Consider the following 23,519-nt stretch of genomic DNA (forward strand, 5'->3'; position numbering starts at 1 on the left):
ATTCACAGCAGCGTCACGTCCGGGCCGAGTGCTGGCCCGGGTCTCACTAAGGAGTCACATGATGAACAAGGTCCTGATTCCCGCTCTGGCCGCGACCGCCGTCGTCGCCGCCCTGGTCACCACGGCGCTTCCCGCATCGGCCAACGATTCCACGGCCAAGGCGGCCACGGTGTCGAGCAGTGCCACCGGGCACACCGACCCGGGGGGCGAGAAGCTCCCGGCTGGATTCACGGAGCACCGGGTCAAGGCGGGGGACGTCCACATCGACTACATAGCCGGCGGACACGGCAAGACCCTGGTGCTGCTGCACGGTTACCCGCAGACCTGGTACGAGTGGCGCAAGGTGCTTCCCGAGCTGAGCAAGCACTACTACGTCATCGCCCCCGACCTGCGCGGCGCCGGCCGCAGTGACGCACCTGCCACCGGCTACAGCAAGAAGACCCTGGCCAACGACATCCACGGGCTGCTGGTACGGCTGCACGGGACAAGGCCGTCCGGCTGGTCGGCCATGACATCGGCACCATGGTCGCCTACTCCTACGCTGCCGCCCACCCCCAGGACGTGACCAAGCTCGTGCTGAGCGAGGCCCCGATCCCCGACCAGAGCATCTTCAACTGGCCGGCACTGACCCAATCCGGCCCCGGCCTGTGGAACTTCGGTTTCTTCAACGTCACCAACGGCCTGCCCGAGCAGACGGTTCGCGGCCGTGAGACCCAGTGGGTCGCCAGCTTCAGCGACATGCTGGAGCACGACAAGAGCGGCATCAGCCGCCAGGACGCCTCGGTCTACGGCACCTATCTGAAGGACCCCGCGCACCTGAGCGCCAGCTTCAAGTGGTTCCGCACCATAAACCAGGACGTCGCCGACGACGCGGGCTATGCCAAGAACAAGCTCAGCATGCCGGTCCTCGCCATAGGCGCCCAGTACAGCCTGGGTGACCTCGTCCCCGAGCAGGTCCGCAAGTACGCCACCAACGTCAGCAGCGCGGTGGTGCCGAACTCGGGCCACTGGATCTACGAGGAGCAGCCGGCCGCGGCCACCAAGATCCTGCTGGACTTCCTGGGCAGGTGATGGGGTAGACGGCCAACCGTCAGGCGGGCCCTGACCACCAGGTCCGCGCCCGCCTCCTGTGGCTCGCGGCGGAAGTCCTCGAATGGCTGGCAGCCGTCCGGGCACACCGGGAAGCCCTTCCGGAAACACACACCTTGCCTTCGCGAGCCAGTCCAGGCAGGCAGTGACCAGGTCACCCCAACCGCCGTCGACGGTCGCGCATGTCCAGCACCCAGCCGCACTGCGGGAGATGGCTGGGCTCATGCGCCGGCACGCGGGCACCGCTACGTAACGTGCGTTTTGCACGTCGCGGACCGGCCGGTCATTGCCACCGCACACAGGAACGGGTCGTCGTCCGTGGGATACGGCTGCGGCATGACGGTCCGAGCACGTACGCCGCGCACGCCGATCCGGTGCAGTCGTATGACTCAAGTCGGCGCAGCCGCTTCGAACCTAGCGTGGCAGCCCAGGCCGCACCAGCAGCGGCAGGAGCTGACGGTGAGCGGAGCCAGAGATGACATCCCTGCCCGTCGCAGGTCTCGTCGCCGGAACGCCCGCACAGCCTGCCGACCTTGTCGTACGGAACACGAAGAGCTTCACGGGCGATGACCGACTCCCCTTCACCACCGCGCCGGCGGCCACTGCCGGCGTCATGGACACCGGGCGAGTCGTTCAGCCCTTACACCACCCGGTGGCCCATGGCATCCACGACCACGGGGCGCACTCACCCTGCCTGCCGGAATCGCCTCGGCTCTCCTGCTCGCCCTGATCCTTCTGCTCGCCGTGGCCGCCACGGCGAGCACCCCGACCGAAAGGAACCTCTCGTGACAACCGCCGACACCTCCGGATGGAGTGCCCGACGCGCGCTGCTCAAGCGTGCCGCGCTGGCCGCGTCTCTGCCTGCCGCCGCCGTGCTGGGCGGCGCCATGCCCGGCACCGCCCGCGCAGCCGACGGCCCCGACCTTCCCGACTTCGCCTCCGTGCCCAGCCAGGCCTTCGGACCGGCGCTGAACGAGAAGGGCTACTACGTGGGCAGCATCGGCGGCGCCCTGTACTGGGTCACCGACGGCAGCTACCAGGCGATGTTCCTCGCCACCCGTGAGGGCGTGGTGCTGGTCGACGCGCCGCCCACGATCGGCCACAACCTGCAGCGCGCCATCGACGACGTCACCGGACCGCTCGGCCTGCCGAACCGGGTCACGCATCTCGTCTACTCGCACTCCCACGCCGACCACATTGGCGCCGCCGGGCTGTGGGATAAGGACGTCGAGCGCATCGGCCATGTCGAGAACCGTCGCCTCCTGCGCCGCGACGCCGATCCCGAGCGGCCGGTGCCCACCACCGTCTTCGAGGACCGCCTGGCCGTCGAGGTCGGCGGCGAGCGCCTGGAACTGGCGTACCACGGCCCCAACCATTCGCCGGACAACATCTATGTGTACGCGCCCGACTACCGCACCCTGATGCTGGTCGACGTCGTCTACCCGGGCTGGGTCCCCTTCAAGGAACTCGCCGTCTCGCAGGACATCCCCGGCTGGATCAAGGCCCATGACACGGCGCTGAGCTACCCCTGGCTGACACTCGTCGGCGGCCACCTCGGGCGCCTGGGCCACCGCTCGGACGCGGAGACGCAGAAGCAGTACATGGACGACCTGACCGCCAGCACACGCGCCGCTCTCACCGGCCTTGACCCAACCCCGTACTTCGCCAAGTACGGTCCGTCCGGCAACTCCTGGGCCATCTTCAAGACATACCTGGCCGCCGTCGCCGAGCACGCGGCCGCCCCGGTGACCGAGAAGTATCTGGGGGTTCTGGCCGCAGCCGACGTCTTCACCGTGGACAACGCCGCCGCGCTGCTCGAATCGCTCCGCATCGACTCCGACGTGCTCGGCCCGTTCGGGATCCACGCATGAACCCCAAGGCACCGAGCTTCGCCTGGCTGCAGGCTTTCGGCCAAGGCATTGCCGGCAACGCGGAATTCGGCAAGACACCCCTTGAGATGCCCGTTCTGGCCGTCGGTGCGGCAGCGAGCCACGGCACACGCGTCGCGGACCAGGTGCGCCAGTATGCCCGGCACGTCCAGGGCTTGATCGTCGACGACTGCCGCCACTGGCTCTACGAGGAGCGGCCTCTCGAAACCGCCCGGCTGCGCAGAGAGTTCCTCGCCTGACACACCGGCGCGGAACTCGTACGTCTCCCGCACCGGGACCCTGCACTCTCCCGGTCCGGACTGGGGCGGCCGTCCCGACGCCCGTACTGCATTCCGCATCCGCAGTCATCCGACTCAAGCCACTCCGGATGCTTCTCACACAATTTTGCGGAGAGCCGCCCCGCGCTGACCGAGCGCCGGTTCGGCCAGGTGGCCCGACCGTCCAGGAAGGGAGTCGGCATGTCCCCAACCCGCATCCTCGTCGTCGGTGGCGGCTTCGCGGGAATCGCCTGCGCCTGTCGCCTGGAAAAGCTGCTGGCGCCTGGTGAAGCCGGGCCCGTGCTCGTCACCCCGCTCAGCCGCGCTGCGCACCGCCGTTTCCAAGACCTGTGTCGCGACCCACTGGGCTCTGCACGCTCTGACAGGTGATGACTTCGTCCGCACCAGTGTCCTGAACGGGCAGCTGAGGACCCTGCGGGCGCTGGAGCCGGGGTCCGGATACCTGGCGCCCGGGGCGCTACGGAGGTGAGGGCCGCCGTTGAGTCGGACGAGGCTGCCTGACCTCATTCGACCCTGCTCCGAGATGGCCGTTTCCATGAACTCTTCCCCTCGGCCGCGCGCCGCCCACCAGGACCGACAGCGGCACGCCGCCCGCCGCGACATGGATAGCTGCTTCCCCCTCCGCCCGCCGGGCGAGCGCGGCGCAGCCCGGCGACACCGGGCGGCACGCGCCCGCGCCGCCCGGTGCAGGCCGCCCGCGCGCTGCAGGCCATCGCAGCGAGGCCACCACCGAGGACCAGTCTGCGTCGGGACACCTCGCGGCTCGCCCTGTTCCATCCCTGATCGTGGCTCAGCTGCGCGCCGCCCATCTCAGCGGGCTTCACCGACCGACAGCCCGTCGCAAGGATCATCTGCGCCGCCTGCGCGCCATGCTCGTGGACCAGGGGCCGCAGTTCGCTGAGGCGCTCCACGCCGATCTCGGCAAGGGCCCGGTGGAGGCACACCACACCGAGATCGACTACGCCATCCGCGAGATCGACTACATCCTGGCCCACCTCGACGACTGGCTGAAGCCCCAATCCGTCCAGGTACCGCAGCAGTTGGGAAAGGCCGAGGCCTGGACGCAGCTGACGCCACTGGGCGTGGTGCTGGTCATCGCACCGTGGAACTACCCGCTTCACCTCGCCGTCGTGCCGCTGGCGGGGGCGCTCGCGGCCGGCAACACCGTGGTGGTCAAGCCCAGCGAGCTTGCCCCCGCCACGTCCAGCCTGCTGGCGCGGCTACTGCCCGGCTATCTGCAGCCGGACACAGTCGCCGTCGTGGAGGGCGGCCCGGCGCAGACCACGGCCCTCCTGGAACAGCGCTTCGATCACATCCTTTACACCGGCAACGGCGCAGTCGCGCGCACAGTCATGGCCGCCGCGGCCCGCCACCTCACCCCGGTCACCCTTGAACTCGGTGGCAAGTCACCAGTCTTCGTGGACCGCGACAGCGATGTGGAGCAGGCCGCTTCACGGCTGGTGGCGGTCAAGTTCATCAATGCCGGGCAGGCCTGCGTGGCGCCGGACTACGTCCCGACCGACCGGCAGACCGCTCCGAGGCTGGAGGACGCTCTCGCCAAGGCAGTCCACTCGGCGTACAGCTCCGACCCCGCGCTCGCCCCGGAGTACGCGAGGATCGTGAACGACCGGCACTACCGGCGCCTGGTCGGGCTGCTGGCGTCGGGCCGCATCGTCACCGGCGGTGACCACGACGCCACGACCCGCTTCATCGCCCCGACCGTGCTGGCGGACGTGGCACCGGACGCGCCCGTCATGCAGGAGGAAATCTTCGGCCCCATCCTGCCCGTGCTGACGGTCGAGGACATCGACGAGGCGATCTCCTTCATCAATTCCCGGCCCGCACCGCTGGGTCTTTATGCCTTCAGCAACAACCCCTCCACCCGGGAGCGCCTGCTCGCCGAGACCACCTCCGGCGCCATCACCTTCGGCCTGCCCATGGCCCAGTTCATCGTCCCGGAGCTGCCCTTCGGCGGCGTGGGAGAAAGTGGTTTGGGCAGCTACCACGGCCGGCACAGCGTCGTCACGTTCAGCCATCGGCGTTCGGTGGTGGCGGCCCAGCCCTCACGTCCGGGCTCGATCGGAGGGAACTCGCGCCACATCGCCACTCCGACCGCACGAGAAAACTTCGCGACCAAAGAATCGCGCCACTCACTGTAGGCATTCCGCCACGAGATGCTACTTGAGTCGGCATGAGTCCATTGCATCCCTGTACGGCACCGCGCCTCGCCTCGTCCCCCGCCGATTTCAGCCATATGACGGAAGCCACCCGCTCCCATCGCTTGAATCATGGATACGAACCACCGGGCCCCGGACGTCCCAGAAGAGCACGAGACCGAGTCCGGGAGCACCACCTGATCGCAAGGAGTGACGGACTGATGACCACGATGCGCGCTGTACGAGCCCACAAGCGGGGCGGTCCGGAGCAGCTGGTGTACGAGAACGCGCCACGTCCCGAACCGGCCGCGGGCGAGGTACTCGTGTCCGTGCACGCCGCCTCCATTACGAACGGCGAGCTCGCCTGGGACGCCGCCTGGACCGACAGCTTCGACGGGAGCGGAAGGGACCGAACGCCTGTCATCCCTTCGCACGAGGTCAGCGGAGTCGTGGCGGAGGTCGGTCGGGGGGTCACCGGCCTCTCCACGGGAGACGAGGTGTACGGGCTGATCCCGTTCACGCGTGACGGAGCCACCGCCGAGTACGTCACCGTTCCCGCGGACGCGCTGGCGGCGAAGCCGTCCCGGCTGGACCATGCCGGTGCGGCGGCCGTCCCGCTGGCGGCCCTCACGGCCTGGCAGGCGCTGGTCGGCAAGGCCTCGTTGGCGTCGGGGCAGCACGTCCTGGTCCACGGCGGTGCCGGAGGCGTCGGCTCCTTCGCCGTGCAGATCGCCGCGGCGCTCGGCGCACGCGTGACGGCAACGGCTTCCGCCCGCGACCGGGAATTCGTCTCGCGGCTCGGTGCCGACCAGGTCATCGACTACGTCGACGAGCGCTTCGAGGACCGCGTGGACAGCGCCGACATCGTGCTGGACACCGTGGGCGGGGACACGCAGGCCCGCTCGTGGGCGGCGCTGCGCCCGGGCGGCACCCTGGTCAGCATCGTGCAGCCACCGAATCCCGAGGACGCCGCCTCGCGCGGAGCCCGGGGAGTGTTCTTCGTCGTCGAGCCGGACCGTGCCGGCTGGAGTCCGTCACCGCGCTGATCGACGACGGCCGCCTCACACCGGTCGTGGACCGTGTCGTCCCCCTGTCCGAGACCCGTGCCGCCTACGAAGACCTGCAGGCCGAGCACCCCCGTGGCAAGATCGTCATCCAGGTGAGCGAGGACCACAGCACCTCCTGAATCGGTGAGCTCATGGGTCACCGGGTCGACCGCCCGGTTGCCCATGACCCATTTCCGGCGCAACCATCATGACCGCGCCCATAGGCCGCTGCATGAATCCCGGACCGGGCAGCTCATGCAGACGTTTCGCGCCCGCTCTTCACGAGCGCGCCGTAGGGCCAAAGAGCCCCTGCCTACGCGGCCGTGGCCGACTCCCGGATGCAGTGGTCAGAGCAGTCGTTCGATGTCAGCTCCGGCCAGGAATGTCTGGACCGCACCTGAATCTCTGGTTGCAGGTCACGCCGCAGGAGCCCGTACAAGCCCGACTGTCCTGCTGCGACCCAGCCACACCAAAGGCACCGAAGACGCGTGCTGAGGCCCATGAAGAAGGGCCGACCTCTTCCGATTCTGTTGCCGGGCGACCGCCCAGGACCGTCTCATCGCACCCGCCCCTTACCCGCGCTACCGTGTCCTGACCACCGGCGATGCCCACGTGTCCGCAGGTGGTGAGGCGTCGGAACGGACGGGGCGGTAGCAAGTGGCGCGCGACGAGCATCGGCTCATTGGGCGACAGGGGGAGCTCGCGCGGTTGGAGCAGGTGCTGACGGCTCCCTCGCACCAGGCCTTCACCGTGCTGCGCGGCGAAGCGGGCACGGGCAAGAGCGCGCTGCTTCAGGCAGCCATGTCGCTGGCCGGCGAGGCGGGACTGCGAGTCATCGGCGCCTCCGGCGTCGAGGCGGAGTCCAAATTGCCGTTCGCCGGTCTGCACCAGCTGCTCCTGCCGTACGGTGCCCACGTGCCCGCTACATCGCACGCGATCCTGGACCAGGTCACAGGCATGCGCGCGGGGGCGGCTCTGGGCATGGCGGAGGTCGCCGGCGCGACGCTCTCGCTCATCGCCGCCGCAGCGGAGGATCGGCCGTTGTTCCTCGCGGTCGACGATGCGCACTGGTTCGACAGCGAAAGCGCCAGGGTCTGCACGTTCGTGATGCGCCGGGCCGGTGCGGTCGGTGGCCGCGGCGCCATCACCGTACGGGCGGACATGCCGTCTGCGTTCGACGACGCCGGGCTCGAGGAGATCGAGGTCGGACCGCTGCGCGGGCAGGAGGCGGCAGCGCTGCTGGAGCGCACCGGCAGCCACCTCGACCCGCGCGCCCGTGAGCGCGTGCTGCGCTGGGCCGAGGGCAACCCACTCGCGCTGATCGAGCTGCCCAAAACGGCCGGGCGCATGCCTGCGGCCCCGTCCGAACAAGCATCTCCGCTGCCCCTCACGCGCCGCCTGGAGAGTCTGTACGCACACCGGATCTCCGAACCAGGAGGCTCTGCTGCTGGCCGCCCTGGACGGCCTGGCCTCCGTGGCCGGGCCCCGCCGTCCCGCACTGGAACGACGGCTGGGCGATGTTGACGAGGCGATCGGCCACGGTCTGCTGGTGGTCGACTCGGCAACCGGCCAGCTCGGCTTCCGGCACCCACTCGTCCGTTCCGCGGTCGTCCAGCTCTCCTCACCCAACCGCCGCAGGGCGGCCCACGCTGAACTCGCCGAGCTCTATCCGGACGACCAGGAGCGGCGGGCGCACCACCTCGCCGTGGCGACGATGGATTCGGACGAGAAGGTCGCCGCGCTGCTGGAGCACGCCGCCGAGGCAGCGACCAGGCGAGGAGCCTCTTCCGTCGCGGTGAGCTGGCTGGAGCGGGCCGCGCAGCTCAGTGAGAGACCGGATCAGCGCTCCCGGCGGCTGGCGGAGGCGGCCTTCGTCGCCGGACAGTCGGCCCAGCTCGAACGGGCACAACACCTGTCGGAGAGTGCGGGCACGGTCCAAACCGATGTGATCATCGCTGAGTGCTACGCCGCCCTGTACCGGGACGGTGAGGTGCGCACTACGCATCGTAAAGTCGTCGCCGCCTTGGAAGGGATGGCCCCTGTCCGGGACAAGCGGACGGTGGAGCGATTGATCAACCTCCTGCTGGTGATCTCCCTTTTCGCGGCCGACACCGCCACCTGGACAATCACCGAGTCCTGTGTGGACCGTTTCTGCGACCCCGCCGATCCCGCGGGGTCGGCCAGCCTTCTCCACCGCGACACGTGGGGCGACGTGGTCCGCCGGGGCGCAGGCGGCGTGGAGCGCCTGCGCCAGGAGTTCGTCCGTGCCACGTCCGACCGACCGTGGGACGCCATGCGACTGCTGGTCAGCGCCTACTATCTCGACGCACTCGACGAGTTCCGCACCCTCCTGACCCGCCTGGTGGCCCGGGAAGGAGAGGCAGGCGCCGCCGGAAACGCCATGACCCTGCTCCAACTCGTGATGCTGGACCACATGGGGGCGGGCCGCTGGGCCGACGCCGAGCAGACGGGCCACCGCGGTCTGGAGTTGACCGCACGGCACGGCTACGCGCTCTTCGACCATCAGTACCGCGCGTTCCTCGCCATGGTCGCCGCCTGCCGCGGCGACACCGGCACGGCCGACGGTCATCGCAGGGCGGTGGAGGCCTGGGCCCGGCCCCGCGGGATCGGATACCTGACCCAGTACGCGGACGCCGTCGGTGCGATGACGGCGTTGGCCCGCTCCGACTATACGGCCGCCTACCGTTTCGCGACCTGCATCACGGCACCCGGTGAGTTAGCACCCCACAACCAGCAGGCACCGCGGACCCTGCTGGACTTCGTCGAAGCGGCCGTGCGCAGCGGACACCTCGACGAGGCCCGCCGTCACGTGCAGGCGGCCGTCAACGACGGGCTGCCCGCCATTTCCCCGCGCTTGGCGCTCGTCACCGCTGCGGTGCATGCCATGACCTCACAGGATCAGGCGTCCAGCCTGTACCAGCGGGCTCTCGCGCTGCCAGGTGCCGCTGTGTTCCCCTTCGAGACCGCCCGCATCCGCCTCGCCTACGGTGAGCGATTGCGCCGTGACCATGAGACAAGGGCGGCACGGGAGCAGCTCAAGGAGGCCCTGCGCGTCCTCCCCGAGCTCGGCGCCCTGCCGTGGGCCGAGCGGGCCCGTGCAGAGCTCGCCGCCGCCGGCGCCGCATTCGGCGCGCGCGGCGAGGGATGGCAGTCGCTGACCGTGCAGGAGCGGCAGATCGCCGAACTCGCGGCGACCGGGCTGACGAACAAGGAGATCGGTGCGAAGCTGTTTCTGTCCCCCCGCACAGTCAGCTCACATCTGTACCGCATCTTCCCCAAATTGGGGATCACCAGCCGCGCCGCGCTCCGCGACGCCCTCGACGGGGGCACAAGCGCCGCTCCGCACGACGAGGTGTGACCTCACCCCACGGCACCATGTGTCCAACGTGCGTGCCCCGCACGCGGTGCCGTCCATGGGAACGACGGCGCCGCGGAGTGCCTGTCCTCAGTCATGCCTCAACCCCATCGTTTGGGTCATCTGACTGAGCCGACCGGGATGACCCTGACGGCACCTTGGAGAGCACCAAAGGAGATCGCATCAGGCGGTCCTCCGACGCAAGGAGGCTCTCATGACGGACCAGCGCACCCCCGTGGTCTTGATCCACGGGCTGTGGCTGCACTCCTCCTCCTGGCGCCCCTGGATGGAGCTGCTGCACGCCGAGGGATTCGCCCCGCTCGCCCCCGGCTGGCCCGGCGAACCGGACAACGTGCCCGACGCCCGGGCGCACCCGGAGACCATGGCCGGAGCCGGCATCAACGAGGTGACCGGGCACTACGCGGCCCTCATCGAGACATTGCCGGCCGAGCCCGTGCTGATCGGGCACTCCTTCGGCGGCCTGATCGCCCAGAAGCTCCTCGGCCTCGGCCTCGGACGGGCCGCCGTGGCGATCGACCCGGCGCCGATCAAGGGGGTGAAACCCCTGCCGTTCACGCAGCTGCGCTCGGCCTCCCCGGTTCTCCGTAACCCGGCCAACCGGTCCCGGACAGTTTCCCTGACAGCGAAGCAGTTCCGCTACGCGTTCGGCAACGCGATCCCGCAGCAGGAATCCGACGCCTTGTTCGAGGCACACGCCATACCCGCCCCGGGCCGACCGCTGTTCGAAGCAGCGTTCGCCAACTTCAGCCGCACGTCGCCGGCCGCGGTCGACACCGGCAACACCCGTCGGGGGCCTCTGTTGCTGATGTCGGGCCAGCGCGATCACACCGTGCCGGACATCGTCACTCGTGCCGCCTACAAGCTGCACGGCGACTCGACGGCGACCACCGAGCTCAAGCAGTTGCCGGACCGCGGCCATTCCCTGGTCGTCGACCAGGGCTGGCGGGCCGTCGCCGACTGCGCTCTGGGCTGGCTGGCCCGCCAGGGCATCACTGGCCGGTCCGCCACGGCCCGCCCCTGACCGCCGCGCCCCTACTGTCCACCACCCCCTGCTGCCCACCACGCACGCGCATCCAACGAACAAGGAAGACCTCATGGATCTGCACCTCAAGGACAAGGCCGTCGTCGTCACCGGTGCAAGCCGCGGCATCGGACTCGCCGTCACGCGGGCCTTCGTCGAGGAAGGCGCCCGCGTCGTGGCCGGCGCCCGCACCACCAGCCCCGAACTCGCCGAGCTGGCAGCCTCCGGAACCGTGATCCCGGTGACCGCCGACCTGGCGACGGCCGACGGCGTGGAAACGCTCATCGAGACCTCTCTGGAACGACTCGGCGGCATCGACGTCCTGGTCAACAACGTCGGCAGGGTCCAGCCACGTCTGGGCGGCTTCGCCTCCGTCACCGACGAACAGTGGCTCGAGACCCTGACCGTCAACCTCCTGAGCGCGGTACGCGCCTCACGTGCCGCTCTTCCCGCGCTGCTCGCCTCGCGCGGTTCGATCGTCACGATCAGCTCGGTCAACGCCTTCCTGCCCGATCCCGGCGTCATCGACTACACGGCCTCCAAGGCCGCCCTGACGAACTTCTCCAAGGCTCTGTCCAAGGAGGTGTCCCCGCAGGGTGTACGCGTCAACACCATCGCGCCCGGCCCGGTGACCACCGAAATCTGGACCGGTCCCGGCGGCATGGCCGACACCATCGCGACCGCCATGGGCGTCGACCGGCAGGAAGCCGTGGACCAGGCGATCAACAGTCTGGGAGGCTTCGCCACCGGTCGCTTCACCCGCCCCGAAGAGGTCGCCGACCTCGTCCTGATGCTCTCCAGCGACCGCACCGCCAACATTACAGGCACCGATTTCACCATCGACGGCGGCCTGATCAAGACCTTGTGACAGCCGCCAGTGGTTCACCGCCCGGAGGCGCGGCTCCGAACCGAGCCGCGCACAGGCCGGCACCGTTGATGCTGTTGGTCGGCCTCTCCTGCTGCAGTTCCTCGGCTGACGCACGCACACCGCTCAACAGCCGTACCCGTCCGGCAGGGCGAGTGCGGACTTCAACTCATCCAGCACCAAGATCTCCGTTACTGAAGTTCTCAGGGAGAGAACCATGACCGAGTCCGCCTCCTCCACCCTCAGCCCCCGCCAGGTCGCCCAGACGATGTACGCGGCCCTCCTCCGCTCCGACCGCGAAGCCCTCGCGGCCATCACTTCACCCGACATCGAGATCCATGTGACCAAGGAACTCCCCTACGGCGGCGACTACTCCGGGCTTCCCGGATTCGCCGCCTTGTTCAAGAACACCTTCGACCTCATCGAGAGCACGATCGAGATCGAGCAGTTCTTTGACGCAGGCTCCGACGTCGTCGCCGTCGGGCGCACCCGCGGAACAGGGCGGGCCACCGGTGCGCAGTTCGACGCGGCCATCGTGCACGTCCTCACCGTGAAGAACGGTCTGCTGGTCGGATTCGACGCCTTCGTCGAGGACAGGCCGATCACCGCAGCGATCAACGGCACCGCCGGTCAGGACTGAGGCCGGTCGCTTCCTCAAGGATCGGCGCACCAAGGTGCCGCTTGCAGCCGTACGACGCAAGCGGCGCCTTGGCATCGGCAGCCGCCCTCATGGAGCAGCTGGAATCCGCCTCGGACAGAAACCGACCTGGCCGATCCCGAGCGCGGCTGCCTGCTGTGGAGCTCGCGCGCCACTGCGCAACGAGGGAGAGAGCCTGCGCCCATGGCTGATGGGGATCGTGGATCGGTTGCCCCCGCCCAACGTGAGGTGTTCGCGCTGTGCGTGTGGTCCGGGCTGGGATATGGGGAGGCCCTGGACCGCGCCGCCGAGTGCTGGGCCGTCACAACGGTGGCCGGGGCGCCAGGAACTGGGAACGCGGCCCGGGTCTGGGCCCGGGCCGGCGTCTGGTTGGAGATCAGCTCGTGAGGCCCTGCTTGCGCAGCCAGTCCAGTCCGGCGTCCGCGACCTGGCGCCAGCCGTGGTCGATGGTGAGCGAGTGGCCGCGGTCGGCGAACTCGACGAGGTCGGTCACGGCCTCCGAGTGGCGGTACTGCTTGAGTGTGGCTTTGGTGACCGCCTCGGGGACGGTGTGGTCCTGGCCGCCCATGATCAGCAGCAGCGGCCCGCGGTCCTCGTTGAGCGTGTCGACCTTCGCCCGTGAGTGGGGCGAGAAGTTGGCCGTGGCGGCCTCGAACACGGCCTGCCGGGCGCGGGAATGGTCCACCGCTCGTACAGCTCATCGGATTCCTCGGGGCTGACGGCGTTGCCGAAGGCGAACCGGAACTGCTCGGCGGTCAGCGACACCGCACGGTGCTTGTTGGCCGGATTGGCGAACACCGGGAAGGTCAAGCGCAGCGCGGACAGGGGCAACGGAAGCACGCCCTTGATCTGTGCTGCGTCGATGGCGATCGCCGCCGCGCCCCGGTTCTGGCCGAGCAGCTTCTGGGCGATCATGCCTCCGAAGGAGTGGCCGATCAGGATCGGTGGCTCGGACTGTTCGTCGATGACGGCCGCGTAGTGCTCCACCACCTCGTCGATGCCTCGGTCCGCGATGCTCTCCGGCGCGGCCCGGGCCAGTTCCACCGTGCCCGCGACGCCGGGCCAGCCGGGCGCGACAGTCGGGTGCCCTGCCGCTTCGAACAGTTCCTGCCAGGGTGCCCAGGAGTCCCCGTGCAGCCAGAGTCCATGGATGAAGACGACGGGTGTGGCAGTGCCTGTCCTGATCGAGTCCTTCCGTCGGTAGGGAACAGCAGGCCGGATAGCGCCTGTGCCGCCTCCCATGCTTCTCCGGTTCTGGGCGCCTCCGCTTGAGTCACCTGACTGCCGGGCCGAGGGTGGCTGGGTGACCACGCGCGGGTGCAGCTCCGTCCGATGGAGCTCACAGCCGGGCACTGGGTCCAAATAGGCTGTCTCCAGGGAACGTTGCAGCCAATTGACCCAACCACGGAATCCGTGACGGGGCGTGGCGGGAGTCAGGCCGCGAGCGCTCACCGGGGTCAGGAAAGCACGGCGAGCTCCGCGTCGGCCCTGGCGGTCCACATGACCGCGCCGAGGTCGGCCAACAGGGTCCGGGCTTTCCGCAGTGCGGTTGCCGCCTTCTCGGTGTGTCCGGTTCGGCGCAGCCACGAGCCGTGGGCCAGGGCGAGGCGGGCCGCGACCCACGGCCAGCGGCTGAGGTCCGTAGCCAGGGCGCTGGTGTAGAGGGGGCCTGCGTCGGCGTCGTCGGCGAGGACAGCGCGTGCGTACGGCAGTTGGGCCGAAAGGAGCGGGGCGGGTGTGATGCAGGCGAGTCGCTCGAGTTCGGCGAGGACCGCCCTTCCCTCGGTTACGTTGCCGGTCCGTACGGCGGCCTCGGCGAACAGCGCGACGGCGTCCAGGCCCTGCCGAGCGTGGTAGGCGGCAGAATCCGTAGCGAAGAGACCGCTGTGGAACGGCTCGGCGGCATCGACGTCCTGGTCAACAACGTCGGCAGGGCACAACCGCGTCTGGGCGGCTTCCTCTCCGTCACCGACGAACAATGGCTCAACACTTTGACCATCAACCTGCTGAGCGCGGTGCGCGCATCACGCGCGGCTCTTCCCGCGCTGCTCGCCTCGCGCGGTTCCATCATCATGATCAGCTCGGTCAACGCCTTCCTGCCCGACCCCGGGGTCATCGACTACACAGCCTCCAAGGCAGCCCTGACCAATTTCTCCAAGGCTCTGTCCAAGGAAGTGTCCCCGCAGGGTGTACGCGTCAACAGCATCGCGCCCGGTCCGGTGAGCACCGACCTGTGGATGGGGCCCGGGGGCATGGCCGACACCATCGCGGCCGCCCTGGGCGTCGACCCGCAGGAAGCCGTGGACCAGGCGATCAACAGTCTTGGAGGCTTCGCCACCGGTCGCTTCACCCGCCCCGCCGAGGTCGCCAACCTCGTCCTGATGCTCTCCAGCGACCGCGCCGCCAACATCACAGGCGCCGACTTCACCATCGACGGCGGTCTCATCAAGACGCTCTGAACCAACCCCGTCGCGGCGCCCTGCGCCCGCTTCCCTCGACCTGGGAGCGAGCGCAGGCGTGTCATCGGCACACCGTTCGCGCTATGGGTAGCTCGGTGCGGTCGTCGATCGTCTTGACCTCACCCTCTGCGCGACACGCGCTCCCGGGCTGCGGCAGGCGCAGTGTGCTGGACTCGATACTGAGCCTGTGCGTGTCGAATACGCCCCCGAGGCGATGAGCAGCGCGGACTTCTACAGGCTTCTGACATCGGTCGTCATTCCACGGCCGATCGCCTGGGTCTCCAGGATCACACCGGACGGAAGTACCGAGAACCTGGCCCCGCACTCCTTCTTCAGCATCGCCAGCACCGATCCCCCGATCGTCCAGTTCACCTCCATCGGACGCAAGGACTCCCTTCGAAACGTCGAGGACACCGGGGAGTTCGTCGTCAACTTCTCCTCCGAACCACTCCTGCAGCTGATCAACGCCACCGCCATCGACTTTCCCCGGTCGGTCAGCGAATTCGACACCGCGGGCATCGAGCGCGAGGCCAGCCGGTGTGTACGTCCGCCCAGAGTGGCCGCTGCCCATGTGGCTTTGGAGTGCCGTTCACACACCACCCTGCGCATGGGCAACTCCACCCTGGTCTTCGGGCGGGTGCTCCATGCCGCGGTGGACGAGGACTACATCGTCGACGGCCTGCCCAACAGCGAGCGACTGCGGCCCCTCACCAAGCTCGGCGGCGATGAATGGGGCACGTTGGGCGAGGTCCTGCACTTGAACCGGATCCCTTACGAGGAGCCCCGCGCCAACTGATCGGGGCCACCGGCGAGGTGTTCGCCGCGTCCGACGTCGTCGTTACCCTTCCGCTCGACATCCTCGCTGGGAGTCTGACTCGAAAATGAACCACCCGGGGACAGCGGTGCAGTCAGCTCCCGCAACAGCTGTGTTGGGACCATCAGCCAGTCGCGCGCTGACAACCCCTGGGCAGGGTCGGCGCCGATCTGGTCGCCGAAGAAGGCCTGCAGATCGTTGACGTGCACCCAGTGCCGGGCCGGTGCGCCGTCAGCTGAGCGGGGCCTGCTGGAGTGCGTCGGCGAGTTCGGGGACTATCCGCTGTATGACGAGCGGCAGCTGACCTCCCCCACGCCACAGATGTGCGCGGCGCTCGAGCAGATCGTGGCCGAGCGGGTCGCCTGGCTTCTGGCCTCGGCTCGTAGGGATGAAGCCGCTGGCCGGTGTGGCTGAGAGGTGGCCGAGTTCGAGAAGGCGGCCGAGGAGCAGGGCATCCGGCCTGGCCGGTTCGGCCGGTGGGCGCTTGAGGACGTCGAGCGGCTCGCTGGCAACGAGGACCTGGGGGCGGACATCCTGGCCGCGCGGGCCCGGAGCTGGCGGCGCAGCACCTGGAGATCCGGCGCCGGGACCTGGATTACTGCATCGAGGCCGGATGGCTGGCACCGGTCAGCCACGTGCGCCGCACGGTGTGGTCAGGTGGCCGCGGCCACCAGAAGGTCGTCGAGGTGCCGATGTACCGGGTCGGGGACCTGAACGCGCTCAAGGACATCCCCGGGGTGGACTGGGAGGCGGTGCGGGCGACCAAGCCGGGCCGACCCTCCCCGCTGCGGGCCTTCGCCCAGCTGGCGCCGCAGCGGGCCGCCGTCGTCCGCGCCTTCGTCGACGAGCTGCGCGAGGCCTTCCGTCTGCCGGTCTGGGCGCGATTCGCCAACCTCGACAACCGCTGGCTGATCGACTGGGAGCCGGGCCTGGACGGCAGCCCGTCACGGGACGACGTCGCCGCGCTGCTCGCCGGCAACCCGGTCGCGTCCCGCTTCGCGGACGGCATCCAGCTGCTCGGCGCGCAGGGCAAGGCCATCCACTGGGCGCCGCGGATGCTGCAGCCGGGCGTGGCGGTCGTGCTGGACACCGAGACGCACGATCTGTGGGGCCGGGTCATGGAGGTCGCTGTGGTCGACGCGGCCACCGGCGAGGTGCTGCTGGAGAGCCTGGTCAACCCGCAGATCCCGGTGACCGAGGATGCTTTCGACGTTCACCGGATCAGTGACGCGATGGTCGCGGACGCGCCGACCTGGGACCAGGTGCTGCCGGACGTACTGCGCGTCACCGCCGGGCTGAAGATCCTTGCCTACAACGCGGAGTATGACAAGACGGTCATCGTGGGCGACTGCCTGCGAGTGGAGGCGGATCCGCAGCACCTGCGGGCGAAGCATCAGTGGGGTGCATCACCGGGCGCCGGGTTCAGACGTAGGTCCTGCGCCACTGGTCGGCCGCGCCGAGAAGGGTCATGCCGGCGGAGGTGTAGGCCTGCATGGCGCCGGTGTTGTGGGTGTCCACGTCGACGCCGACCGTGCGGTGGCCGCGGTTGCGGAGGAGGCTGAATGCGGTGGTGAGGAGTTGGGCGCCGAGGCCGTGGCGGCGGTGGGCGGGGTGGACGCCGAACCAGGCGATCCAGGCGCGGTCGACGGGGTCGCGGGCGATGAGGGCGCCGGCGGGGACGCTGTCGAGTTCGGCGAGGAGCCACAAGTCGGGGTTGTAGCCCTCGCGTCGGCGCTGGGCGTGGTGGAAGGCGTCGAAGTCCGGATGGGGGTGCTCCGGGTCGTCGGTGAAGGCCTCGTTCAGCACGGAGTGGACGGTGCGGAGGTCGGTCTCGTTCCGGGCCGCGCGCACCGCGGGCGCGGGGTGCTCGGGGAGGCGGATGGCGTCCAGGTCGACGGTGAGGCGGCTGCTGCTGTCCACGACGGTCCAGCCGCGGCTGAGGAGTTGGTCGTGGGGGAAGCAGCCAGGAAGCTGATACAGCGTCACCGGCGTGTCAGGGGTCGGCAGGTCGTGGGCGGCCCAGACGTCGAGGCGTTCCAGGAGGGTCGCGGTGACGGCAGGTGCATCCGGGGACCGGGCGACGACCAACTGGGCACGCAGCTCGCCCGGCTGAGGCGCGGGATGGAGGGCGGCGAAGCCGAGCAGGCCGCCGTCGGGGCCCGACGCGGTCCACGTGCGGGAGGGCAGGTCCAGGCCGGGGGCGGCGGCCAGCATGCTGCGCGCCTCGGCGGGGCCGGACTCGCGGCGACCGACCGTCGCCTCCTCGTCCCGGCCGAGCAGTTCGGCGAGGGCGTCGACGTCCGCCATGCAAACGGCTCTCCACTCCATTCCCGCACTGTCGCAGGACGAGGCGTTGGCCGCCAGCGGATTTAGGCGGCGCCGCGGCAGTGAGCGACGATGAGGGAGGGCGCCCACGCCTGCTCGTCCTCACAAACGGGGAAGCCGTCCGCTGACCGACGATCTCCACCGAAGTCACCCGCCCGTCACCAGCATGAAAGTACCCCGGAGCCGACGCACACCAGGCCCGTGACCTGCTACTTCACGATGCGCACCACTCAATCGGCCATCACGCGCATCTGGCGGACCTTCGGCCTCAAGCCGCATCTGGTGGACACCTTCGAGCTCTCGAAGGATCCGCAGTTCATCGAGAAGGTCCGCGATGTGGTCGGCCTGTGTCTCGCCCCCGCCCGAGCATGCGCTGGTGCTGTGTGTGGACGAGAAGACGCAGATCACGGCGTTGGACCGGTCGGCTCTGGTGCTGCCGATGATGCCGCGCATGCCAGAGCGCCGTACCCGCGACTACGTGCGCGGCGGCGCCACCACGCTCTTCGCCGCACTGAACCACCGGCGAGGCGATCGGCCAGAGCGGTGGTTCGCGCTGCTGACGGACAAACAGATACGGCGAGGTGTCCACAGGAACGTTCCGTCCCTGGAGAAGGACATCCGCAGCTGGATCAGGACCTGGAACCAAGACCCTTCGCCTGGACGAAGACCGCAGACGAGATCCTTGAACGCCTCGCCGGACGTCTGACGCGAGTTCCCGACTCGGGGCGCTAGGCCAGGGGTGGCTGGGAGAGCCACTCGGCGACCGCCTCCGAGATCGGTTGCCCGGTGGCCAGCTCGACGAAACCGAACTGGCCACCCTGGTTGCACTCCAGGAACCACCAGAGGCCGTCCTTGTCCTCGGCTAAGTCAAAGGCCGCGTATGCCAGTTGGCTGATACGGAGGTACTCACGCACCGGCCCGCCGATCCGCGCCGGCACGGGTATGGCCTCCCAGGTGTGCCCGGTGTCGCCGTAGCGTCCGTCGACCTGGTCGGGCTCGGCCGTCTTCCGGGCGGCGAACAGCCGGGTGCCGACGCAGGTCAGCCGGATGTCGGCGCGCTTGGGCACGTACCGCTGGAGCAGCGCCGGACCGGCCGCGACGGCGGAGAAGTCCGCGTCGGGCCGGATCAGCGTGGTGGGCAGGGTCAGCGCGGGATTGCCGCGCGGCGGCCCCGAGGCGGACTTCACCACGACGTCCCCGTGCTCCTCGGCGAACTGACGTGCCAGGCGCGGTGAGGTGGTGAAGACGGTCGGCGGTACGGCGAAGCCGCTGCGATGGGCGACCCTCAACTGCCAGGGTTTCAGGCGGGCCTGCTCCGCGTGGCGCGGGTGGTTCATCCAGCGGGCGGCGGCGGAATGCAACATGCCGTAGAACGCCTGACGGCTTTCGGCGGTCAGCCACGGCGAGGGCTGCGCCGCGTGCGCGGCCGGTTCGCCGGGCCGGCGCAGCCACACGGACCGCAGACCCCGCATGCTGAGCACATGCCCGCCCACCGACAGGTGGCCGTCGAAGTCGCCGTGCGCGTAGCCGGCGGACAGCACGGCCTTCCCCGGCAGGTCGGCGGGGTCCAGCCGCATCACGGGGGTGCCCGTCTCATGCAGCCTGGCCACCACCATGTCGGCGGTCACGTCCTTCTCGGAGGTGAGGATCAGTACGGTCATGCGCTTGCGTGATCGTCCGTTCGGTCGCGGATGGTCAGTCGTCGAAATGGGTCGCGGAACCGGCCGTCGACGTGGTCGTGCCGGCCGCCAGGAGCAGCTCCGGGTCGCTGACCGCCGGGCGGCCGTCGGGGAGCACGTTCAGCTGGAGCGAGGCGTCGTAGCGGTACGGCGGCAGCTGGCCCGTCATGTCTCTGGGGGCGGTGTAGTTGAGAGTGAAGGGGCGCACGTGAAACCTCCAAGATCGTCCATCACTTACCTACGTTGCCTACACATCTGCAACGGACGTGGCGTCACATCTGTCACACCAGACACGACAAGCACAGCTGTCATCTACGTCACACCGGCCGGGCCTCCCGCAGCTCCGCGAACAGCCGCCGTGCCTTCTCCGCGTCCCAGCGCACGGCGCTGCCCTTGGAAGTGCCGTTGGAGCGGTCGGACACGAGGACGGCGAGCTGTCCGCCTTCGCGGGCCGAGACGTCGCACATGGCCTGGAACAGGCGTACGAGGGCCGACAGATCTGTTTGCTTGTCGACGACGCGGGTGCGCGGCGCCGCGTTCAGCAGGGGCTGGGTGCACAGCGGATCGAGTGCCGTGCCCGGCTCGGCGGCCTGTGGGCGAGCGCGGAGAGGAACTTCCGCCGGTTCCTGCTGCGGCCAAGGTCGCCCCGCGCCTCCTGGTGCCATGGGCGGACGAACGCGAGCTCCTGGGCGCCGTCCAGGTTGTGGCAACCGTTACTCAGGTCCAGGCCGGACTCGTCGTCCTTGATGGTCCGGCCCACGCACACCGCGACGCCGCCCCTCGCGTCCACGCCGCCGACGAAAGTGGTCGACGAGCAGTCCGGTGTTCGACTCGATCGTCCGCACGAGCAACCGCGACCGCCCACGGAGTAGGCGGCGTTGAGCTTGTTCTTCGCCGGCCGGTGGTGCTTGCCGGTGCCGGGGTCGAGGGGGCCAGGGATAATCAGCTGGCCTGCGGTCCTGATCATCCCGGTCCACAACCTCGCGCACCGGCTCCGCTGGTCACAGTGGCGCCGACGTCACCAAGCCCGCGCCTCGCACTACCGACGACGAGCAACTGCCCATCCGTAGGGATCGCGGGCCCTGGGGTGGGGCCGCCCGGGCGTAGCCCCGCATGCCGGAATGCCGAACTTCCGCCGCAGGCGGCATCCATGACCGCACAGACGCTGCTGAGCCGAGGGCCGACGACGACGCAGAAGTGGAACTCATCCATGATGAGCTCGTCAACCCACCTGTGCCCTCGCTCCACCCGGGGAATCCGGTGATCGCTCACACCACCTCGCCGCCCTGGGCTATACCTGTACCGTGACTGTGCCGAGGGACATAGACGAAGTACGCAACGAACTGCGCTCTGTTCTCGATCGGTGCGAGGTGTGGCTTCGCGCCGCGTCAGCCGCCCCCGAGACTCCGGCGGAATGGCCAGAGGAGGTCCTCAGCGACGCGGGCACGATGACACGGCTGAGGACACGTGCGGCCTCAACCCTGATCAACGTGGCGCTGCTGGGTGCTTTCTCGTCCGGCAAGAGCTTCCTTCTCAGCGGTCTGCAGGGCGGGCTCGAGCTGGTCGAGGTACCGACCGCCGACGGTCACACGGCGGACAAGTTCGTGGGCCTCCTCCCTTCATCCCCCGTCCCCACCACTGCGTGTCCCGCCAGTGTGGTTCCGGTGGACGACCAGTCCAGCTTCGACGCTTCGGGCACTGGCTATCTGCGGGTGCGTTTCACGGATTCCGGCGAGGACAGGTGGGAGGAGGTGGGGAACTCCCCGGCCCCCTCTGTGGTCGCAGCGTATGCGATGCAGGATGCGGATGTGACCGACCGGCTCAGGCCTCACCGCGGACGTGAGGTGGCCGAACTCGAGATCATGCTCGCCAGCGCCAAGCTTCCGGCGAAGCTCTACGACCTGCCCGGCTACGGTTCCCCGAATCCGGTCCACGACATGATCGTCCGGACCGCGATGGCCGACGCGGACTGCTTCATGTACGTGTCGCATGCCAGCCGCACCCTCTCGGAACGTGATCTTGATCTGATCCGCTTCCTGTACGACCACTACCTGTTGTCGGGGAAACGGGTGGTGTGGGTGGTCACCGCGATCGACGCGGCAGCCAATCTCGACCTCCGGAACATCCCGGAGTGGAAGGCAACGATCGCCCGCAACAACACTTACCTGCGAGACAATTTCACGCTGCCGAACGGCCAGCCGGATCTCGGCTTCATCGGTGAAGGCTTCCTGCCTGTCTCCCCCGCTTTGGAAGCGCGTGCCGACAAACTCGGCGCAGAGGGAGCGGAGGCCGCAGCACAGCGGCAGCGTGCCGAAAGCCGCATGGAGACACTGCGCCAGGCGATCGAGGACCTGATCAGTACCGGGACCGGCGCCCGGCACATCGCCGCGGTGGCGACGGAGGCCCGGATCCTCATGACCCCGCGGCACCAGGCGCTTGCCGTGCGGCTGCGCGACGAACGCCTTGAGATCGACGAGCTCAAGGAGTTGCTGAAGAGCGAGCGGCAGCGACTGGAGCTCCTCGACACTGCATTGCCGCGCATGCGCGAGGAGCTTGAGCGCAAACTCCACAACCGCATCGCGCGGACCGTTCGCCCCTTCACCCGCCTGTCCGCCCATCTCCACGCCGAGCTGGACGATGTCATCAGGGCCACGGACCTCAACAGGCCCACCAAGGCGAACCAGATTCAGGTGTCGAAGGCCCAGGCGCTCCGGACATGGATCGAAGGACCTGCCGGTCCGGCGACACTGTGGACCGAGGAGTTCGAGGGCTTCAAGAAGGACTTGGTCCAAGCAGTGGACCAGGTCTTCGGCGACAAGGATCTCGCGGGACGGCTTCCGGACTTCGCTCTTGACGTGAACAGCCTCTCGCTTCCCCAGCAAAGCCGGCGTTCGACCACCCGCCACGACGTGGTGCAGCGGGCAGCGGCGCTGGTCGGCATCGTCACACCCGTCGCAGCCAGCGGGGGCTGGCTGTACGGTCTGGCCGCGGCCGGCACGCTCTTTCCGCCCGCAGGCCTTGTCGCCGGGATCGCCGCCCTGATCTACATCGGTGTTCAGCGCCGGAAAGGCCGGATCAGCTCCCTGCAAGTTCTCCAGGACGAGTGGATCAGCGCGATGGACGCCGAAGTTGCGGCGATCAAGGACCAGTTCACGCTGGCCACAGGTGTTCAGGGAACCGATGTCATTGATCATCTGATGGATAATCTGGCGCAATACCGGGAGCAGCTCGAACAGTCCCGCGATCGCATCAGCGAGCGCATCACGAACCCCGAGAACCAGATCCGGCAGGGACTCATCGACCATCTCGAACCGCTTTGCACCGAAGCGCAGAGTCTCGTCGAGTCCCTCCGGGCTTTGGAGGCGCTCTGACCGGGCGGCGACATCCGCATCGCGACGACCCCGGCCCGGGCCGAATCCCGAGCAGCACCGGCTGCACCAAGGCACCCTCCTCAAACGCATCCGCGGCGACCGGGTACGGCACGAAGCACTGACCGTCGGCGCCGACCCACTTCATCCTGCCTTGGTCGTGCGTGGACGGCGGCCAGGGCAACGATCAGCCGTTGCGCCGGGGTGGCGGCGATCCGTTGGACGGCGTGCACTTCGGTGTCGGTCATCGGCAGCAGGCTGCGTGGGATGTCTTCGGTCTTGAGACGGGTCGTGGGCTTGGTGAAGATCAGGCCGCGCTCCTTGGCGAGCGGAGCAGTGAGCGCAGTGCCTCGATGGTTGCGCCGCTGCCATCCGCGCAGGGGTGACAGCGCGGCCGTGACGTCGGTGTCCGTCGACCGTAGCCGCCTCCGGCGGGCCGCAACCGGTCTGCTCAGCCCAACCGAAAGGCCAGACC

Annotated in this window: 22 protein-coding genes and 3 pseudogenes; 16 read left to right on the top strand and 9 right to left on the bottom strand. The window is 69.0% G+C overall.

Features of this window, described 5'->3' with window-relative positions:
- The first annotated feature begins 58 nt into the window (after positions 1-58).
- The 6 genes and pseudogenes from ACQPXS_RS00340 (at position 59) to ACQPXS_RS00365 (ending at position 6,598) form a co-directional block, all read left to right on the top strand.
- Complete coding sequence (locus tag ACQPXS_RS00340; protein ID WP_433445865.1) at positions 59-565, top strand: alpha/beta fold hydrolase; 507 nt, start codon at positions 59-61, stop codon at positions 563-565.
- Positions 523-1,071 (top strand): alpha/beta fold hydrolase, encoded by a 549-nt coding sequence (locus ACQPXS_RS00345; RefSeq protein ID WP_433445866.1) that lies wholly within the window; start codon positions 523-525, stop codon positions 1,069-1,071. Before ACQPXS_RS00340 ends, ACQPXS_RS00345 begins: the two co-directional genes overlap by 43 nt.
- Before the next feature lie 803 nt (positions 1,072-1,874).
- Positions 1,875-2,960, top strand: coding sequence for an MBL fold metallo-hydrolase (locus ACQPXS_RS00350; protein WP_433445867.1), 1,086 nt, complete (start codon positions 1,875-1,877; stop codon positions 2,958-2,960).
- Positions 2,957-3,217 (top strand): alpha/beta fold hydrolase, encoded by a 261-nt coding sequence (locus tag ACQPXS_RS00355; protein WP_433445868.1) that lies wholly within the window; start codon positions 2,957-2,959, stop codon positions 3,215-3,217. Before ACQPXS_RS00350 ends, ACQPXS_RS00355 begins: the two co-directional genes overlap by 4 nt.
- 824 nt (positions 3,218-4,041) lie before the next feature.
- A complete protein-coding gene (locus tag ACQPXS_RS00360) occupies positions 4,042-5,415 on the top strand; it encodes an aldehyde dehydrogenase family protein (protein WP_433445869.1) in 1,374 nt (457 codons plus the stop codon).
- A 227-nt stretch (positions 5,416-5,642) separates the two neighbouring features.
- Positions 5,643-6,598 (top strand): annotated as a pseudogene (locus ACQPXS_RS00365) (NADP-dependent oxidoreductase).
- 66 nt (positions 6,599-6,664) lie between these two features.
- Here ACQPXS_RS00365 and ACQPXS_RS00370 read toward each other — a convergent pair.
- Complete coding sequence (locus ACQPXS_RS00370; RefSeq protein WP_433445870.1) at positions 6,665-6,760, bottom strand: WhiB family transcriptional regulator; 96 nt, start codon at positions 6,758-6,760, stop codon at positions 6,665-6,667.
- A 355-nt stretch (positions 6,761-7,115) separates the two neighbouring features.
- Between ACQPXS_RS00370 and ACQPXS_RS00375 the strand changes: the two genes are divergently transcribed.
- From ACQPXS_RS00375 to ACQPXS_RS00395, 5 genes are all read left to right on the top strand, one after another.
- Positions 7,116-7,982, top strand: a complete 867-nt coding sequence (locus ACQPXS_RS00375) for an AAA family ATPase (RefSeq protein WP_433445871.1) — start codon at positions 7,116-7,118, stop codon at positions 7,980-7,982.
- Positions 7,933-9,837, top strand: coding sequence for a helix-turn-helix transcriptional regulator (locus ACQPXS_RS00380; RefSeq protein WP_433445872.1), 1,905 nt, complete (start codon positions 7,933-7,935; stop codon positions 9,835-9,837). Before ACQPXS_RS00375 ends, ACQPXS_RS00380 begins: the two co-directional genes overlap by 50 nt.
- A gap of 211 nt (positions 9,838-10,048) precedes the next feature.
- On the top strand, positions 10,049-10,876 hold the full coding sequence (locus ACQPXS_RS00385; protein ID WP_433445873.1) for an alpha/beta hydrolase: 828 nt from the start codon (positions 10,049-10,051) through the stop codon (positions 10,874-10,876).
- Positions 10,877-10,949: 73 nt separating this feature from the next.
- On the top strand, positions 10,950-11,744 hold the full coding sequence (locus ACQPXS_RS00390; RefSeq protein ID WP_433445874.1) for an oxidoreductase: 795 nt from the start codon (positions 10,950-10,952) through the stop codon (positions 11,742-11,744).
- A 214-nt stretch (positions 11,745-11,958) separates the two neighbouring features.
- Positions 11,959-12,381, top strand: a complete 423-nt coding sequence (locus ACQPXS_RS00395) for a nuclear transport factor 2 family protein (protein ID WP_433445875.1) — start codon at positions 11,959-11,961, stop codon at positions 12,379-12,381.
- 394 nt (positions 12,382-12,775) lie between these two features.
- On the opposite strand, the gene ACQPXS_RS00400 is transcribed toward ACQPXS_RS00395, so the two are convergent.
- From ACQPXS_RS00400 to ACQPXS_RS00410, 3 genes are all read right to left on the bottom strand, one after another.
- Positions 12,776-12,967, bottom strand: coding sequence for a hypothetical protein (locus ACQPXS_RS00400; protein ID WP_433445876.1), 192 nt, complete (start codon positions 12,965-12,967; stop codon positions 12,776-12,778).
- A 2-nt stretch (positions 12,968-12,969) separates the two neighbouring features.
- The gene (locus ACQPXS_RS00405) at positions 12,970-13,641 is read right to left on the bottom strand and encodes an esterase/lipase family protein (RefSeq protein ID WP_433445877.1); all 672 of its coding nucleotides are present in this window, start codon (positions 13,639-13,641) and stop codon (positions 12,970-12,972) included.
- 215 nt (positions 13,642-13,856) lie between these two features.
- Positions 13,857-14,339, bottom strand: coding sequence for a hypothetical protein (locus ACQPXS_RS00410; protein ID WP_433445878.1), 483 nt, complete (start codon positions 14,337-14,339; stop codon positions 13,857-13,859).
- Here ACQPXS_RS00410 and ACQPXS_RS00415 point away from each other — a divergent pair.
- The 3 genes and pseudogenes from ACQPXS_RS00415 to ACQPXS_RS00425 all read left to right on the top strand — a co-directional run.
- On the top strand, positions 14,286-14,858 hold the full coding sequence (locus ACQPXS_RS00415; RefSeq protein WP_433445879.1) for an SDR family oxidoreductase: 573 nt from the start codon (positions 14,286-14,288) through the stop codon (positions 14,856-14,858). The genes ACQPXS_RS00410 and ACQPXS_RS00415 overlap by 54 nt on opposite strands.
- A 187-nt stretch (positions 14,859-15,045) precedes the next feature.
- Positions 15,046-15,654 carry a flavin reductase family protein gene (locus tag ACQPXS_RS00420; protein WP_433445880.1) on the top strand — a complete coding sequence of 203 codons (609 nt, stop codon included), beginning with the start codon at positions 15,046-15,048 and terminating at the stop codon, positions 15,652-15,654.
- Between the two features lie 1,073 nt (positions 15,655-16,727).
- Positions 16,728-17,021 (top strand): annotated as a pseudogene (locus ACQPXS_RS00425) (3'-5' exonuclease); the annotation flags it as partial.
- A 73-nt stretch (positions 17,022-17,094) separates the two neighbouring features.
- Here the strand turns inward: ACQPXS_RS00425 and ACQPXS_RS00430 are convergent.
- Positions 17,095-17,979 carry an N-acetyltransferase gene (locus ACQPXS_RS00430; RefSeq protein ID WP_433445881.1) on the bottom strand — a complete coding sequence of 295 codons (885 nt, stop codon included), beginning with the start codon at positions 17,977-17,979 and terminating at the stop codon, positions 17,095-17,097.
- 186 nt (positions 17,980-18,165) lie between these two features.
- On the opposite strand from ACQPXS_RS00430, the pseudogene ACQPXS_RS00435 reads away from it, so the two are divergent.
- Positions 18,166-18,729: pseudogene (locus tag ACQPXS_RS00435) on the top strand (IS630 family transposase); the annotation flags it as partial.
- Here the strand turns inward: ACQPXS_RS00435 and tgmB are convergent.
- From tgmB to ACQPXS_RS00455, 4 genes are all read right to left on the bottom strand, one after another.
- Positions 18,726-19,658, bottom strand: a complete 933-nt coding sequence (gene tgmB / locus ACQPXS_RS00440; RefSeq protein ID WP_433445882.1) for an ATP-grasp ribosomal peptide maturase — start codon at positions 19,656-19,658, stop codon at positions 18,726-18,728. The pseudogene ACQPXS_RS00435 and the gene tgmB sit on opposite strands and share 4 nt — an antisense overlap.
- A 34-nt stretch (positions 19,659-19,692) precedes the next feature.
- Positions 19,693-19,884 carry a putative ATP-grasp-modified RiPP gene (gene tgmA / locus ACQPXS_RS00445; protein ID WP_433445883.1) on the bottom strand — a complete coding sequence of 64 codons (192 nt, stop codon included), beginning with the start codon at positions 19,882-19,884 and terminating at the stop codon, positions 19,693-19,695.
- 109 nt (positions 19,885-19,993) lie between these two features.
- Complete coding sequence (locus ACQPXS_RS00450; protein ID WP_433445884.1) at positions 19,994-20,143, bottom strand: hypothetical protein; 150 nt, start codon at positions 20,141-20,143, stop codon at positions 19,994-19,996.
- 71 nt (positions 20,144-20,214) lie between these two features.
- Entirely contained in the window at positions 20,215-20,643 is a 429-nt protein-coding gene (locus ACQPXS_RS00455; protein WP_433445885.1) for an LCP family protein, read from the bottom strand.
- Positions 20,644-21,166: 523 nt separating this feature from the next.
- Between ACQPXS_RS00455 and ACQPXS_RS00460 the strand changes: the two genes are divergently transcribed.
- The gene (locus ACQPXS_RS00460; protein WP_433445886.1) at positions 21,167-23,047 is read left to right on the top strand and encodes a dynamin family protein; all 1,881 of its coding nucleotides are present in this window, start codon (positions 21,167-21,169) and stop codon (positions 23,045-23,047) included.
- Positions 23,048-23,519 lie beyond the last annotated feature (472 nt).

It is taken from the genome of Streptomyces sp. CA-142005, from assembly GCF_050942335.1.
Classification (GTDB): Bacteria; Actinomycetota; Actinomycetes; order Streptomycetales; family Streptomycetaceae; genus Streptomyces.